General features: G+C 62.5%; 12 protein-coding genes and 1 riboswitch. Of the genes, 7 read left to right on the top strand and 5 right to left on the bottom strand.

Features of this window, described 5'->3' with window-relative positions; genetic code table 11:
- Positions 1 to 33: 33 nt before the first annotated feature.
- Both CFU_RS21975 and CFU_RS21970 read right to left on the bottom strand, forming a co-directional pair.
- Positions 34 to 888 carry a pirin family protein gene (locus CFU_RS21975; RefSeq protein ID WP_041742690.1) on the bottom strand — a complete coding sequence of 285 codons (855 nt, stop codon included), beginning with the start codon at positions 886 to 888 and terminating at the stop codon, positions 34 to 36.
- A gap of 23 nt (positions 889 to 911) precedes the next feature.
- Complete coding sequence (locus CFU_RS21970) at positions 912 to 1,295, bottom strand: DoxX family protein (RefSeq protein ID WP_014008196.1); 384 nt, start codon at positions 1,293 to 1,295, stop codon at positions 912 to 914.
- Positions 1,296 to 1,476: 181 nt separating this feature from the next.
- On the opposite strand from CFU_RS21970, the gene CFU_RS21965 reads away from it, so the two are divergent.
- Together CFU_RS21965 and CFU_RS21960 are read left to right on the top strand one after the other, a co-directional pair.
- Positions 1,477 to 2,388: a LysR family transcriptional regulator gene (locus CFU_RS21965; RefSeq protein ID WP_014008195.1), complete on the top strand. Its 912-nt coding sequence runs from the start codon at positions 1,477 to 1,479 to the stop codon at positions 2,386 to 2,388.
- Between the two features lie 199 nt (positions 2,389 to 2,587).
- Positions 2,588 to 2,686, top strand: a riboswitch (Fluoride riboswitch).
- A gap of 75 nt (positions 2,687 to 2,761) precedes the next feature.
- The gene (locus CFU_RS21960) at positions 2,762 to 4,021 is read left to right on the top strand and encodes a voltage-gated chloride channel family protein (RefSeq protein WP_041742688.1); all 1,260 of its coding nucleotides are present in this window, start codon (positions 2,762 to 2,764) and stop codon (positions 4,019 to 4,021) included.
- A gap of 2 nt (positions 4,022 to 4,023) precedes the next feature.
- On the opposite strand, the gene CFU_RS21955 is transcribed toward CFU_RS21960, so the two are convergent.
- Together CFU_RS21955 and CFU_RS21950 are read right to left on the bottom strand one after the other, a co-directional pair.
- Positions 4,024 to 5,307: an Hsp70 family protein gene (locus CFU_RS21955; protein ID WP_014008193.1), complete on the bottom strand. Its 1,284-nt coding sequence runs from the start codon at positions 5,305 to 5,307 to the stop codon at positions 4,024 to 4,026.
- Between the two features lie 323 nt (positions 5,308 to 5,630).
- Entirely contained in the window at positions 5,631 to 6,647 is a 1,017-nt protein-coding gene (locus tag CFU_RS21950; RefSeq protein ID WP_238531361.1) for a DUF2804 domain-containing protein, read from the bottom strand.
- Between the two features lie 337 nt (positions 6,648 to 6,984).
- Between CFU_RS21950 and CFU_RS21945 the strand changes: the two genes are divergently transcribed.
- The 5 genes from CFU_RS21945 to CFU_RS21925 all read left to right on the top strand — a co-directional run bounded on the left by CFU_RS21945 (position 6,985) and on the right by CFU_RS21925 (position 14,464).
- On the top strand, positions 6,985 to 8,430 hold the full coding sequence (locus tag CFU_RS21945; protein ID WP_041742687.1) for a Wadjet anti-phage system protein JetA family protein: 1,446 nt from the start codon (positions 6,985 to 6,987) through the stop codon (positions 8,428 to 8,430).
- Positions 8,417 to 9,151: a DUF4194 domain-containing protein gene (locus CFU_RS21940; protein ID WP_081466533.1), complete on the top strand. Its 735-nt coding sequence runs from the start codon at positions 8,417 to 8,419 to the stop codon at positions 9,149 to 9,151. Before CFU_RS21945 ends, CFU_RS21940 begins: the two co-directional genes overlap by 14 nt.
- Positions 9,148 to 12,768, top strand: a complete 3,621-nt coding sequence (locus CFU_RS21935; protein ID WP_041742685.1) for an ATP-binding protein — start codon at positions 9,148 to 9,150, stop codon at positions 12,766 to 12,768. The genes CFU_RS21940 and CFU_RS21935 overlap by 4 nt, the downstream gene beginning before the upstream one ends.
- 67 nt (positions 12,769 to 12,835) lie before the next feature.
- Positions 12,836 to 13,384, top strand: coding sequence for a hypothetical protein (locus CFU_RS21930; RefSeq protein ID WP_014008189.1), 549 nt, complete (start codon positions 12,836 to 12,838; stop codon positions 13,382 to 13,384).
- A 36-nt stretch (positions 13,385 to 13,420) separates the two neighbouring features.
- Positions 13,421 to 14,464, top strand: a complete 1,044-nt coding sequence (locus CFU_RS21925; RefSeq protein ID WP_238531360.1) for a 5'-methylthioadenosine/S-adenosylhomocysteine nucleosidase — start codon at positions 13,421 to 13,423, stop codon at positions 14,462 to 14,464.
- Between the two features lie 73 nt (positions 14,465 to 14,537).
- On the opposite strand, the gene CFU_RS21920 is transcribed toward CFU_RS21925, so the two are convergent.
- Positions 14,538 to 15,683, bottom strand: a complete 1,146-nt coding sequence (locus CFU_RS21920; protein ID WP_014008187.1) for a D-alanyl-D-alanine carboxypeptidase family protein — start codon at positions 15,681 to 15,683, stop codon at positions 14,538 to 14,540.
- Positions 15,684 to 15,788: the final 105 nt, after the last annotated feature.

Here is a 15,788-nt window from a genome sequence, read left to right as displayed (position 1 = left end):
GGCGAGTTGGGCGCTCGCCCCCTTTGTTTAACTTCAGATCTTGCCGTCGCGGAAATCCTGGATCGCCTGTTCCACCTGTTCGCGGGTGTTCATCACGAACGGCCCCCACTGGGCGATCGGCTCGTTGAGCGGCTTGCCTGCAATCAGCAGGAAGCGGCTGTTGCCTTGCGCCTGCAGGCTGACGCCGGCGGCATCGGCAACATTGCTCAGGATCGCCATGCGGCCGGCCGGTGCGCTGCGGCTGTCGGCACCGATGCTCAGCCCGCCTTCGAACACATACAGGAAGGCGTTATGGCCGGCCGGGATCGGCAAATCCAGCTGCTGGCCGCTTTCCAGCTGCACGTCCAGGTACAGCGGCTCGGTATGCGGCCGTTGCACCGCGCCGGCGGTGCCGAAAGCGGAACCGGCAATCACTTTCACCTTGACGCCGGGCTGCGGCGAAACCTGCGGAATTTCATCGGCTTGCAGGTCGCGGTAGCTGGGAGCGACCATCTTGTCGCCCGAAGCCAGGTTGAGCCACAGCTGGAAACCGCTCATCAGGCCGTCTTCCTGTTCCGGCAGTTCGGAATGCACCAGCCCGCTGCCCGCCGTCATCCATTGCACGCCGCCGGCCTGCAGCAAACCTTCGTTGCCGGCATTGTCGCGATGGCGCATGCGCCCCGCCAGCATGTAGGTCACGGTTTCGAAGCCGCGGTGCGGATGGTCGGGAAAACCGGCGAGGTAGTCTTCCGGCTTGTCCGAATGGAAGTTGTCGAGCATCAGGAACGGATCGAGCCGGCGCTGCAGGTCGTTGGTGAGGACCCGCACCAGGCTGACGCCGGCGCCGTCCTGGGTATCGATGCCGGTGACCAGGCGTTCGAGCTGGCGGTTGAAAACTGGCTTGTTCATAAAATCCTCCGTGCAGGTTGCGTTTATTTTTTCGAATCCGTATCGACCGCGGCCAGCATCAGCAAGGCGCCGATGATCGAGATGTTTTTCAGGAAATGATTCAGCTGGTTTTGCATGCTGGCCGGATCGGCTTGCCAGAAGCGGTGCGCCGACAGAGTGGCGCCCACAGTGAACAGCGCCACTATGAGCGCCGCCGGACGGGCGTTCCAGCCGGTCATGATCGCCAGTCCGCCGCCGACTTCGACCAGGATGGTGATCAGTACGGCGAACGTCGCGAAGGGGATGCCGAGGCTGCTCATGTAGCCCACCACGCCGGAAAACGCGGTGATCTTCAGGAGGCCGGAAATGACGAACAGGGAAGCCAGCAGAACCCGGCCGATGCGATACAGTGTTGGCGAAATTTGCATGATGATTCCAATCTTTAAAAGGGTTTAGAAGTAAGTAAGCATTTGCTTGCAAGTCGCTGTATCAGCTGATGATTGCGTATCTGTTGCAGCGAACGACACCATCTTATGCCGCTTATTCCTGGCTGGATATTGATAATCTTGAGATAATCTATATCCAATCATTGGATATAGTTGAATCGCCATGAATATAGAACGGCTGTCGCTGGATCAATTGCGGGTATTCGCCCAAGTGGCCGACAGCGGCAGTTTCCTGGCCGCGGCAAAGGCGCTGAAGCGGGCCCAGTCGGCGGTCAGTTATGCGATCAGCACCTTGGAAAGCCAGCTTGGGCTGCCGCTGTTCGACCGCAGCAGCTACCGGCCGCAGCTGACCGCGGCCGGCATCGAGCTGCTGCGCGATGCGCGCCAGGTGCTGGACCAGGTCGATGCCTTGCAGGCGCGCGCCGCCGCCTATGCGCACGGCCAGGAGCTGGAGATCACGCTGGCGCTGGATGTGTTTTTCCCGACCTCGGCCCTGGTGGCCCTGCTGGCCGATTTCCAGCTGGCGTTTCCCGGCGTTACGGTGCGCCTGGAGATTGAAGCGCTGGGTTCGGTCGCCGAACGCGTGCTCGACGGCGTGGCGATGCTGGGTGTGCTCGGCACCTTGCCCATCGTTCCCCCCAATCTGTTGCGCATCAGCTTGCCGACGGTGTTGCTGGTCGGCGTGGTGTCGCCGGCCCATGCGCTGGCGCAGATCAGCGGCCGCATCCCCGGCCATGTGCTGGAACAGCAGGTGCAGCTGGTGCTGAGCGACCGCAGCGCGCTCACCGCCAACCAGGATTTTTCGGTGCATTCTTCCTTGTCATGGCGCATGAGCGACCTCGGCACCAAGCATGCCTTGCTGCGTGCCGGCATGGGCTGGGGCTATATGCCGCGGCACGTGGTGGCCGATGACCTGGCGAGCGGCCGGCTGGTGCGTATCCTGACTGCCGGCCATCCGCCGGAAGGGGCAGCGCTGCCGATGCAATGCGTGTACCGGCCGGATCGTGAAGTTGGACCCGCTCTCGCCTGGTGGCTGGATGCATTGGCGCAGCTGACCAGCTTCGATCCGGCCTGAGGCCTGAGGCTTGCGCCGGGCCTGACTGTCCGGCACAATGTTGGTGTAGTATTTCGCAAATAATGAAGCTCCATAAACAGCGTATTTTCGCGCCATGCGTCGTTGCAAATCCTCGCGATAGTTCCACTATCGCTCCGGTTTGCGCCTAGCCTGGCACCAAAATCCACCATTTCTGAAGCTCCATTACTTACGAAACACTACACGCTTCGGAGATGGCATTCCTCCCTGAACCGCCGCTTCTGGCCTTGAATCCTTGCGGGTTCGCCGGCCAGACGCAGCTGATGATGCCTACAAGTTCCTGGACGGGATTTGTAGGCGTGCGCGCTTTCCTTGCCATCCAGGTTTGAGTCCTTCAAATCTCGTACCTTGATCCATGAAAAATACAAAATACCCTGAACAGCTGCTGATGCTGGTGTATCTCGCGCGCTGGCTGATATTGGCTTCCGTGGTCGGCGCCCTGGCCGGCCTGGCGTCGGCGGTGCTGCTGCTGTCGCTGGAATGGGCCACGGATACCCGCAACGCCCATCGCTGGCTGTTGTGGCTGCTGCCGCTGGCGGGGTTTGCGGTGGGGCTGATTTACCACCTGCTGGGCAAATCGGTGGAAGGCGGCAACAACCTGCTGATCGATGAAATCCACGATCCGCAGCGCATCGTGCCCAAGCGCATGGCGCCGCTGATCTTGCTGGGCACCGTGATCACCCATCTGTTCGGCGGTTCCGCCGGCCGTGAAGGCACGGCGGTACAGATGGGCGGCGCCCTGGCCGACATGGTCACCCGCATCGGCCGGCTGGGGCCGGACGAGCGGCGCATCCTGCTGATGGCCGGCATCAGCGCCGGTTTTGCTTCGGTGTTCGGCACGCCGCTGGCCGGCGCCGTGTTCGGACTGGAAGTGCTGGCCATCGGCCGCCTGCGCTACGACGCCATCCTGCCTTGCTTCATCGCCGCCATCATCAGCGACCAGGTGCCGGCTTTGCTGGGGGTGCACCATACCCATTATGCGATTCCCCTCGTGCCCCATTTCAGCATCGGGATCTTCGCCGCGACGCTGGCGGCCGGCATCGTGTTCGGCCTGGTCGGCATGGTGTTCGCGCAAGCGACCCACGGTTTGTCGCGCCTGGTCAAGTGCCTCGTCAAATTCCCGCCGCTGCGGCCGTTCGTCGGCGGCGTGGCGGTGCTGTTGCTGGCTTTGCTGCCGGGCACGGACAAATACCTGGGGCTGGGGATTCCGACCATCGTCGAGGCTTTCGAGAAACCGCTGCCGCTGTATGACTTTGCCGGCAAGATCGTTTTCACGGTGGTGACCCTGGCTTCCGGTTTCAAGGGCGGGGAAGTGACGCCGCTGTTCTATATCGGCGCTACGCTGGGCAACGCCCTGGCGCAGTTATTGGCGATGCCGATTCCAGTGCTGGCAGGGCTGGGATTCGTGGCGGTATTCGCCGGCGCTGCCAATACCCCGATTGCGTCGACCATCATGGCGATCGAATTGTTCGGGCCGGAAATCGGCGTGCTGGCAGGCATTGCCTGCGTCGTCAGCTATCTGTTTTCCGGCCATACCGGGATTTATCATGCGCAGCGGATAGGCCATGGCAAGCGCGGCGGCAAGACGGATAAAACCGATAGCGGGATTGGATAGAATCAGCCGAACTTGCGTACCGCATCCAGCGCCAGGCCGGCGCCGATGCTGCCGAACAAATCTCCTTCGACGGCCTTTGCCGACGGCACCAGTGCGGCGATCTTGTGGCGCAGCAGCTGCACGCCGCTGGAGCCGCCGGTAAAAAATACCGTATCGACTTGCGCCGGCGTCACGCCAGCATCGCGCAGCAGGTTGCCGACGGTGTCTTCCACTGTGCCGACCAGATGCCCGATGCTGTCGTTGAACTGCTGGCGCGTCAGGCTCAAGGCCTGGCCGGGAGCGATGCGGTCGAGGCTGAGCTGCACCGTTTCGGCGTCGGACAAACCGATCTTGCCTTGTTCCACCTGCAAGGCCAGCCAGTGTCCGGCGCGCTGTTCGACCAGGTCCAGCAGGCGACTGAATTTTTCGCGTTCGACGGTTTCGCGCTGCACGTCTTTCAACTGCAGCCAGGCCTTGCGCGTGTAAATCTGGTTGATGGTGTGCCAGGTCGCCAGGTTGAAATAATAGCTGGACGGCACTTCGCTGTTGTTCACCAGGCGGCTGCCCAGTCCCAGCATCGGCATCACGCTCGACAAGCTCAGGTATTTATCGAAATCGGTGCCGCCGATGTGCACGCCGCCGGTCGCCAGGATATCGTCGCGCCGTTCGCTGCTGGCGGCGCGCTGCGGCGACAGGCGCACCAGCGAAAAGTCGGAAGTGCCGCCGCCGATGTCGGCGATCAGCACCAGCTCTTCGCGTTCGATGCTGGATTCATAGTCGAACGCGGCGGCGATAGGTTCGTACTGGAAAGCGATGTGCTGGAAGCCGACCGAACGGGCGATGTCCGCCAGCGTATCTTCGGCGCGCTGGTCGGCGGCCGGGTTGTCGTCGACAAAAAACACCGGGCGGCCCAGCACCACGCTCTGGAATTCCTTGCCGGCCGCGAGTTCGGCGCGGATTTTCAGTTCGGCGATGAAATGGGTCAGCAGGGCGCGGAACGGCAGCGCACGGCCACCGACCTCGGTCTGGGCATCGATCAGGCTGGAGCCGAGCAAGCTCTTCAGGGAACGCATCAGGCGCCCCTCGTAACCGGCCAGGTAAGCGCTCAGGGCGGCGCGGCCGAAACTGAAAGCGTCGTCTTCCGCGTTAAAGAACACCACCGACGGCAAAGTGACTTTGCCGTCTTCCAGCGGCAGCAAGGCGTTTTGTCCGGGCCTGCTCCAGCCAACCGTGGAATTGGACGTGCCGAAATCCACGCCGCAAGCATTGAACCTGGATTCGGTAGTTGAACTGGTGTGAGTGTACATTTTTCCGGTCCTCTGGCTAGGCGCGACGACGACGCGGACTACATTCCGCTAGGAGAAGCAACGACGGCAGAGGGCCGGAAAAGTGTGCAATCGCACCTGTAGCGCTCTCATCAAACAGGTGGAGGCTACCGAGCGAAAGAAGCTCAGCACGCATGGGAATTCCTAAATTTATGTGAGCGGTCAACTGCCGAATCTAGGTTTAACATTCCATGCCTCACAAATGAAAAATTGGTCGGCAATGGTATACCAAAGATATTGGCGATGCAGGGTAAATGCGACAGGTGTTGGAAAATTGCGAATCGGTACGTTGGTGTGCGGCAATGTCACCAACGCGAGAAATGTTCCTCGGTTACGCCCACCAGGTGTTCCACCGGGCGCGGCGCGGCGCCGGGTTCCGGCTTGACCCAGCCGCTGAAACTGCCTATCGGCTGGATATAGCGGGTGGCGGCGACCAGCAGGTTCTTGTTTTCGCGGCGCGCCCCTTCCGGCATGAATTGCAGGTCGAGCAGGTCGTCGTCGGTAAAGATGTGCCAGGGCGCCAGCGGCGCCGCCAGGTCATACTCGAAGCGCACGTGGCCGAGCGCATGCAGCTGGCCGTCCAGCCACAGCACGTTTTCCTGCTTGCCGAAATACCCGGCTTGCAGGTTGAAGCCGATGTCCAGGCCGTGGGCCGAAGCCCAGCGCCATTCGGTATTGCGCGCCAGCAGGCCGTTCGAATAGTCGAAGCTGGCGACGCCGCCATCCAGCGTGAATCGTTCATCGCCCACGCGTACTTCACCGGTGAGCGGCATGCCGGGCGATTTCTGGGTGGCGTGCACCGAGCCGTGCACAATCGGCCCGACCGCCAGGAACAAAGGGGCAGCCTGGCCAGCCTCGAATTCGGCCTCAAGCTCGAACTGTTCGCACTGCACGCTGAGCTGGTACATGCCGCCGGCCGGATCGCCCTCGGCCGGCGGCTGGTAGTCGATCCGGTTGCCGAAACAATGGAAGCGGCTGGGGCCGCCAGGCCGGTCGCTGACCCTGGCGCTCAGGCCCGGTATGCCGTCCTGCGAAAAACCGGCGATCTGCTTGCCTTGCTGGCGGTCGAAGACATAGGCGAAAGCAGTGTTGGTCCAGCCGACGTCGACAATCGCGATGCCGCACAGCAGCCGCGGCGTCGACAGCGCCACATATTGCCAGCGCTTGTGATGGAAGCGCCGCCACAGCTTGCCGCGGGCGTAAGGCGCAGCCAGGGTCGACCAGTCGATGATGCCGGTCTGGCCGGCATAACGTCCCATGCAAGGCTGGCCGTCGGCAGCGATGACATTGGCCGGAGCCGCGGGCAGGGACACGGGGATCATGGAAAGCGGCACCGCATCGCCAAGGCTGCCGGGCCGCCGGCGCCTGGTTTGCGCTGGATCGTCATGCTGGGATGGCTGGTGGGGCGGCTCGATGGCACGGTGTCTCCTGGCGGATAGGCGGGGAATGTCTGCTGCATTCTAGCAATGCATGTTACGGATGGCCCGGCTTTCTGTCCACTGTATAAGATACCGGCTCGTTATAGCGCGCGCGACCCATTACAATGGCGGGTTAGGCTTTAATTTATACAATTACGCCGCCGGCAATATCGCCAGGCGCCAATACCCGATATATTTTCGTTTTTGCAACGCATTTCCGTAGTTAAGGCAGGCAACCCGATTGTTTTTTGAACCAGACCGACTTAATTTTTTCCGGCCGCTGGCCGGCAAGCACCGCGGCGTGGTGGTGGCTTGCGTGCGTGCGCTATATGAGCGGCTGCACGGCCCCAGCGCCGACTACTGCCAGAACCTGACGCGCGACGGCTTGCGCGACCTGCTGTTGCCGGTGGTGCAGGAAGCGCGCCAGGTTTTGCTGGCGCAGGAAGAGGCGGCGGCGAGCATGGAACCGGCGGAGGACGATTTGATTCCCGCCGGCGCCGACGACCAGCAAAGCAGCAGCGCGCTGCTGCGCACCTTGCTCAGGGACGGCTGGCTGGAAACCTTCGGCGACCGCGCCGGGCTGGTCACCGCCTACCGTTTCACGCGCGCCGGCAAGCTGTTCGCCGAGGCGTTCTGGGCCATAGACCGGCGCAGCGCGCGCACCCGCCAGCGCAATGTGCGCAGCTGCCGCAATGCGCTCAACGCCGCGCTGCGTAATGTCGACGCCTACGATCTGATCGATGCCTACGACTATGCCGAAAAAGTGATCAGCGACCTGTCGGAAGGCGTCGATTATTTCCAGGAGCTGGTGCGGCGCCTGATGCTGGAAGCCTCGCAAACGCCGTGGGACGGTTTCATGGAATTCCTCGATCGTTTCGAGAAAGAGTTCAAGAAGCAGCTGACCGCCGACAGCATCGAACGCCACCGGCAGGCGATCCGCGATGTGATCGCTCGCTTGCACAGCCTGGAGCACGACAAGTCGCAGGCGCTGGAAGACCAGCTCAACGATATCGCGCGCTGGGCTAGCCAGGAACGGCAAGGAGCGTCGACGCTGGAATGGATGCTGGACCGTATCGAAGAAATGGTGGAAGCGGCCTGCACCACCAAGCACCCGGAGCTGATCAAGGCCATGAGCGTCTACATGCAGCGCGCCGCCAGCATCGTGCAGCAGGCGCTGATGCTGCGCGGCGGCCAGACCCGGCAAGCCTACAGCCTGGCCATCAGCCAGACCGCCAAGCTCAGCGGCGCGGCCCAGGACGCCTTGCTGGAGCGTATCGGCGCCGCCATCGCGCCGGCGGAAATCCGCCTGCTCGATCCGGCCGGCTTCAAGCTGCGCAGCGCCTCGCAGCGGCGCAAGGCCCTGACGGTGACGGCGCAGCCGAAAGTGACGCGCGACGCCCGGCTGGCGGCCGCCATGTACCGCGCCGAAGCCGACGCCTTCGCCTTGTCCAACGACGACATCGTGCACCGCATCCGCGCCGAGCTGCGCCTGCGCGACCGGCCGATCCGGCTGTCGACCTTGCCGGCGGCGACCACTACCGACGTCCTCAACAACATGCAAGTGGTGGAAGCCGTGCGCGGCGCACGCGACGACCGGCTCACCGTGCAAAAACTGCCGAGCAAGCTCTGGAACGAGTTTTATGCCGGCGACGATTACCAGATCGAGATGAAACATGACCCTGAATGAAACATTGAATGAGCAGCTTGCGCTGCAGAGCCTGTCGCTGGAGCGCTTCCGCGAAATCGTCGGGCGCCTGTTCGCCGCCGGCATCGTGCTGCGCGAGGAAGACGGCGTCGAGCAGCGCCTGTACGACGACGCGCGCCGCATCGAAACCTGCCTGGGCGATTATTTCCAGCTCGGCGGCTTCCGCCTTGAGCACAACCTGAAAGGCGAGTTCTTCCGCCTGTATGCACCCGGCGCCGAAGTGCCGGGTTTGCCGGAAGACGGGCTGGAGCCGGTGCCGGGATTGCGCGCGCGGTTGTCGCCGGATTTTGTCGCGGCGGCGCTGGCGCTGCGTTTCCAGTACCAGCAAGGTTTGTCGGAAGGCGGCAACCGCCTGACCGACTCCGGCGAGGTGCTGACCCGCTTTGAGGAATTGTCGGCCACGCTGCAGACGCAGCTGAAGCGTGCGCTGCCGCCGACCAATATCGAACGGCAACGCCTCCTCAACGATCTCAAGCGCCATCGCCTGATCCGGCTGGCGGCGAATTTCTCCATGGACGATGAAGACGCCTTGCTGGCGATCCGCCCGACCATTCTCGGCATCATCAGCGACGACATGCTGGAAGCGGCGCTGGAATCGGAGCCGCTGCCGGCCGGCGCCGAGGGCGAGACAGGGCAAGCCAGCCTGCAAGCCGCGGCGGAAGACGAATTTACAGCGCAAGGCATGGAAGGAAACCTCGAATGAAGCTGGATAAACTGATCCTGGTGAACTGGGGCGCCCTGCGGTCGCAGGAATACCCGATGGGCAACATGACGTTGCTGACCGGTCCCACCGGCTCCGGCAAATCGACCATGCTGGACGCCTTGCAAACCGTGATGACGGCGGTGTACCAGAATATTTTCAGCTACAACCCGGGCCAGGACGAGACTACCCAAGGCGCGCGCAACGGCAAGACCAAACGCACCTTGTGGTCTTACATCGTCGGCGCTGAGGACAACCTGTTCGCCCGTCCCGACGGCGCGCACGGCTACATCGCCGCGGTATTCAAGCCAAGCGAGGGCGAAGAAGGGCGCGAGTTCACCGCGCTGGTCGCAGCTTCCGCCCGTGTCGACGGCGCCGGCGAGCGCCGCCAGGCGGTGTCGGAACGGCTGGCCTTGCTGATCATCGATGGCGTCGCCTTGCAGCTGGGCGACCTGACCTCGACCGAGATCGATGGCGGCATGGCGGTGGTGGCGGTGGAAAAGATCGAGCACCACCTGGCCGGGAAATACCGCGGCATCACCAATTTCCGCGACAGCAAGCGCGAGTATCTGTGCCAGCTGTACGGCCGTTTCCGCGGCCAGAAAACCGTCTCTTTCGCCGAAGCCGAAAGCGCGGCCCGGGCCTGGAGCCAGTCGATCGCCCACAAGCCTATCGGCAGCGTCGACGACCTGGTCAAGCACCAGATCCTGGAACTCGACACCAGCCAGCTGTCGCAGCGCATCGGCCAGATTAGCAAGCTGATGCGCCAGGTCAACGAATTGCGCAAGGAAGGCGAGCGCCTGAGCGACAACGTCAAGCGCCTGGAGCTGCTCGGCAAAGCCGTCGGCGATACCGCGCGCGCGCACCAGTCCGCCAGCCAGTCGCAACTGCTGGTGTCGTCGCTGGCCTTGCGCGAAGACCAGCGCCAGCTGGAAGCCGCCAGCTCGGCCATCGAAGGATTGCAGGCGCTGATCGGCGACGAAACCGAGAGCGCCGACAAGCTGGAGCAGGACCGCGGCGCCAAGAACCGCAGCCTGACACAGATCCACGCGCAGATGATGGGCATTCCGGCCGCCGAGCAAAAAACCCGGATCCAGAACCAGATCGAACAGAACGACGGCAAGATCAAGACCGTGTTCAGCGCGCTGCAGCACAATGCGCTGGCTGCCCAGCAGCTGGAAAGCGCGGCGCGCAATGTGGCCGGCATGCAGATTCCGCCGGAGCAGAAAGAAATTGCCGATGCCGCCCGCCAGGTAGTGCTGGCGCTGGCGGCCGCCGGCACGCTGGACCTGGCTACCCATTTGCGCAGCATAGGCGAACTGGCCAAGTCGGAAGAAGTGGATGTGCTGAAATCGCTGATGCTGGTCAACGGCTTTGAGGGCGTCGACGCCGCCCTCGGCAAACTGCACGGCGCGCTGGCCGGCACCGAACACAGTTTCGTTTCGGCCTTGCATACCCAGATTGCACAGTTGCGTGCGGCCGAGCATGACGCCTTGCGCCACGAAAAAGACACCGCTTCGCGCAAAGCGAACCTGGCCGAAGGCGGCGCCGATTATCCACAGCATATCCGCCATGCGCTGAAAGAATTCCGTTCCGAGCTGGCTGCCGCGCGCGCCCAGGTGCTGTGCGACCTGGTAGAACCGGTCTCGGCTGAATGGCAGCCGGCAATCGAAGGTTACCTGGGAGGCGCCCGTTTCAACCTGGTGGTCGACCAGGCTTGGGAAGGCAAAGCCATCGATTTCGTGCGGCAGAAAAAACTGCGCGCCAATGTGATCCAGGGCAGCTTCTGCCTGAAGAACCTGAAGATAGAAAGAACCCCGAGCGATTCGATCGTGCACGAACTCAGCACCGAGCACCCGATTGCGCATGCCTACCTGCACGACCAGTTCGGCCAGGTGGTCAAGGTCGCCGATACCGAGGCCCTGCGCCATGCCTCGCGCGGTCTGACCAGGGATGGCAAGGGCAGCGGCTCGCGCACCATGTTCACCGCCGACACCGACCTGCTGGTGTTCGGCCAGGAAGCCAAGCGTCTGGCCAAGCAGCGCGCCGAGCAGGAGCATGCGCAGGCGGAACGCGAACTGACCCAGGTGCGCAGCCAGCTGCGCGAGCTGCAGGGGGCGCTGGCGCTGATGGGGCAGTTGCAATGCCCGTCGTTTGCCGCGATCGACGAACTGGAGGCCCTGGTGCGCGAGCTCGACGCCGCCCGCCAGGACCTGAGCCGGCTCGACCTGACCCAGGTCAGCAAGCTGGAAGATGAAGCCGAAGCCCTGGGCATCGAAATCGCCGCCCTGGAAGCGCGCAAGACTGCTTGCAGCAAGAATATCGGCGGCCACGAAAAAGCCATACAGGGCCATCAGGCTGCGCTGACGCGCCTGCATTTCGGCATGGGGGCGAAACAGGCAAGGGTCGACAGCGATACTGAAAGACTGCGCGACCTGTGTATCGTCAACGGCAGCCTGTCTTTCACCGCGCTGACGGACCAGGTCGCCGCTTGGGCGGATGAGGGCAGCTATTCGCAATCGCAGGCATCCAGCAATGTCGCCAAACAGACGGCGCTCAGCTGGCAGCTGTACGGCGATGCCCGCAATGCGCTGGGCGAATACCACGCCCATGCGCGTATCGACGAGCGCTTTGAAATGACTCAGGGCGACGATCTGCGCGACGGCGATTTCACGCCCTTGTATGCGTTGATGGTGACCTTGCAGGAACGCACCCGCGCCCAGCTGACACGGCAGAAAGATATCGGCCTGATCAAGAACCTGGAGCAGCTGCGCACCGCCGAAGCCTCGTTCAACGATGTATTCACCAAGCAGTTCTGCTATGAAATCCGTAACGCCGTCGATACCGGCGTACGCACCTTGAAGACGCTCAATACCGAACTCGACAAACTCAAGTTCGGCACCGACAAGTTCCGCATCGACTGGTCGGAATGGGTGCCGGAATTCAAGGCATACTACGATTTTTTCTGCGCCACTTCCGAGATGTCGGATACGCAGGAAGCCGGCAACCTGTTTGCCGACCCGGTCCTGAGCGCGGACAACTGCCAGGTGCGCGATCGCCTGGTGCAATTGCTGCTGTCCGACGACGAAGACAAGGCGGTCAAGGAATTGCAGCGGGTCGCCGACTACCGCAACTACCGCCGCTACGAAATCTACAAGGAATCGGATACCGGGTCGCATGTCCGCTTGTCGGAATGGGGCACCGGTTCCGGCGGCCAGCTGGAGACGCCGGCCTATATCATTCACGCCGCGGTCGTCACCAACCGCCTCAAGCGCTTCGAAAAGGGCAACAGCCTGCACCTGCTGGTCAACGACGAATCGTTTGCCAAGATGGATGAAGGACGGGCCCGCGATGTCTTGAAATTCCTGCGCGACCACCTTGGCATGCAGCTGATCTGCGCCATGCCGACCAAACACGCCGGCGCCATCAAACCGGAATTCTCGCGCGAATGGAGCTTCAGCCGGACGGTGGCGGACGGCAACGGCGAAGTCGGGTTTGTCTCGGAATCGGACGAACGCGAACTGCGCTCGGACAAGCTGCGCGAACTGTGGGAATTGCGGCGGGCACAGGTGCGCGAGCAGGCGCAGATCAATTTCGAGGCAGCCGAGCAGGCTGCCTGAACGGGGTGATTACCCGGACATTAAACTGGGTTAGACTGGCGCGATCGGCTACCTTGGAGAAAAGCTCATGGCAATTCCCGCTCATCCCTCCCTGTTTGTGTCGCTCGGCATCGCCGCGCTGGTGGTCTGGCGCCTGTATTCCCGGATCCGGCGCATGGTCGGCCGGCAGAAGCTGTCGAATGTGAGGCCGTGGATCACCATCTGCCTGTTTACCTGGCTGATGGGCGTGCTGTCCCTGGCTTCCCTGGCGCATGCGGATCATCTGGCGGCGATCGCCGGCGGCATTGCCCTGGGCATCGGGCTGGGTATTTACGGCCATCGCCTCACTAAATTCGAACAAACGCCTGAAGGCCTGTTCTACACGCCCAGCGCCCACCTGGGCATCGCGCTGTCGCTGCTGTTCGTCGGCCGCATCGTCTATCGCCTGGTCCAGTTCTACTTGGCGCCCGGGCCGCAGGTCTGGACCCCGAGCCAGTTTTCCAGCAGTTCGCTGACCCTGCTGATATTCGGCATTCTGGCGGCTTATTACGTCACCTACGCGATCGGCCTGCTGCGCTGGCGCCATGGCCTCAGGCCGGGCAATGCCGCGCCTGTTGCTGGGCCGGAAAATACCTGATCCACCGATCTTTTTTGCCAAATGAAAGGAAAGCCCTTGTCTGCTCCTGCTCCTGTATTAAAAATGCTGCGCCTGGCCGTTTGCGCTGTGCTGGCCGGCGCCGCCTTGATGACGACCGCCGGCGCCGCGCCGCAGGCGAAGAGCCATTGCCTGAGCGAATGCAAGCCGCGCATCGGCATCGTCTCGGCGTTCGGCGCCGAGGCCGATATCTTGCTGGAGCAGACGCAGAAAAAGCGCGAGTGGAAAATCAACGGCAACCGGTTTACCACAGGTGAATTGCGCGGCAACCAGGTGGTGATCGTGCTGAGCGGCGTCAGCGTGGTGAACGCCACCATGGTGACGCAGCTGATGATGGATCATTTCCGTGTCGAGCGCCTGCTGATGAGCGGCATCGCCGGCGGCGTCGATCCGGCCAGCCATGTCGGCGATGTCACCGTGCCTGAGAGCTGGGCGATGCCGATGGAAGTCTACTGGAACGGCGACGGCAGCCTGCCTGCGCCGTGCGGCGCGGCCGGCGACGTCAGCTGCCTGGGCGTCAAGCTGGCGGCCGACAACGGCAAGCCGCGTCCGGATTTCAAGTTCGATACGCCCAACGGCCCGGTCAGCAGCGGCCTGTTCATGCGCGACAATTTTGTGATGAACGAGACTAATGCGCCGCAAGGTGAATTCCGCTTCGAGTTCCAGGCCGATCCCGAGATGCTGGCGCTGGCCCGCACCCTGAAACCGGCGCTGGCGAAATGCGGGCCGAAGAATCCATCGCTGTGCGTCAGCGTCCAGCCTGAGTTGCGGGTTGGCGGCCGCGGTGTTTCCGGCAGCGCTTTCCTGGCCAATCCCGGCTACCGGGCCTATCTGTTCGATAACCTGCAGGCGCAGGTGGTGGATATGGAAACCGCTGCTTTTGCCCAGGTGGCCTATGCCAACCGTGTGCCTTTTATCGCTTTCCGCAGCTTGTCGGACCTGGCCGGAGGCAATGATTTCAAGGATGTCGGTGCGTTCTTCGGCAGCGGCCTGGCGGAGACCAACGAGGCCAGCGTGACGCTGGCCTTCCTGGAAGCCTGGAGCCGCCGCAACCGGCGTTGATCCGCTCCCTCATAAAAAAAGACAGCCGCGGCTGTCTTTTTTTTTGTTCAAGCCCCGGTCGGGGCCATCGCGTTTATTTGAACAGCAAGCGGATCGAATCCCAGGCGCGGCCGAAGATGGTGGCCTGGGCCACATCTTCCAGCGCCACTACCGGGAACTCGGCAATGGTCTTGCCGTCGGCGTTCACCTTGACGGTGCCGACCTTGGCGTTCTGCTGGATCGGCGCGATCAGCGGATCGGTGCGTTCCAGCACCGGCTTGATCTTGTCGGCGATGCCCTTTGGTACGGTCACGTAGACGTCATGCGTGAAGCCGATCTTGATCTGGCTCTTGGCGCCTTTCCAGACTTGCGGCGTATCGATGGCCTGGCCCTTGGCGTACAGCTTGACCGCGTCGAAGTTCTGGAAGCCCCAGTTCAGCAGCTTTTGCGCTTCCTGGGTGCGGGTGCCGTCGGAGTTGGTGCCGATCACGACCGCCAGCAAACGGCGGTCGCCGCCTGCGTTAGGACGCTTGGCGCTGGCGATGATGGAATAACCGGCGCTGCTGGTGTGGCCGGTCTTCATGCCGTCGACGGTCGGATCCAGCCACAGCAGGCGGTTGCGGTTAGGCTGGGTGATCTTGTTGTAGGTGTATTTCTTGGTCGAATCGATCTTGTAGAACTCGGGGAAATCGACGATCACGTGGGCCGCCAGCGTCGCCAGGTCGCGCGCGGTCGAGTAGGTGTCCGCGCTCGGCAAGCCGTGCGGGTTGCCGAAGTGGGTCGATTTCATGCCCATGCGTTCGGCTTCGTGGTTCATCAGCGCGACGAAGGAATCTTCGGTGCCGGCCACGGCTTCCGCCAGCGCCACCGCGGCGTCGTTGCCCGACACCACCATCAGGCCGTACAGCAGGTCGTTGATGGAGACCGGCGTATTCGGTTCGATGAACATCTTGGAGCTGCTTGGATCGACCTTCCAGGCGCGCACCGAAACGTTGACCATCTGGTCGAGGGTGATTTTCTTGTCCTTGAGCGCATCAAAGACCACATAGGCGGTCATGATCTTGGCCAGCGAAGCCGGTTCGATGCGCATGTCGGGATCTTGCGACGCCACCACCTGGTTGCTGGTGGTGTCGAGCAGCAGCCACGATTTGGCGGCCACTGTCGGCGGCGGCAATGTCTGGGCAAAGGCTACGGATATGGAGAGGACAGTGGCAGCGAGCGCCGCGAGTATTTTTTTCATGGAGTATCGAGTAATGAAATCAGTAGCAACAAACCTGCATCATGTGAACAACGAGTGTGGACGATGAGCAACTTTATCTGCGTAAGGGGTTGAAAAATGCGTAAG

The organism is Collimonas fungivorans Ter331 (assembly GCF_000221045.1).
Taxonomy (GTDB): Bacteria; Pseudomonadota; Gammaproteobacteria; order Burkholderiales; family Burkholderiaceae_D; genus Collimonas; species Collimonas fungivorans_A.
The sequence above is the reverse complement of the archived record's forward strand: the minus strand, read 5'-3'. Positions and strand labels throughout refer to the sequence as shown.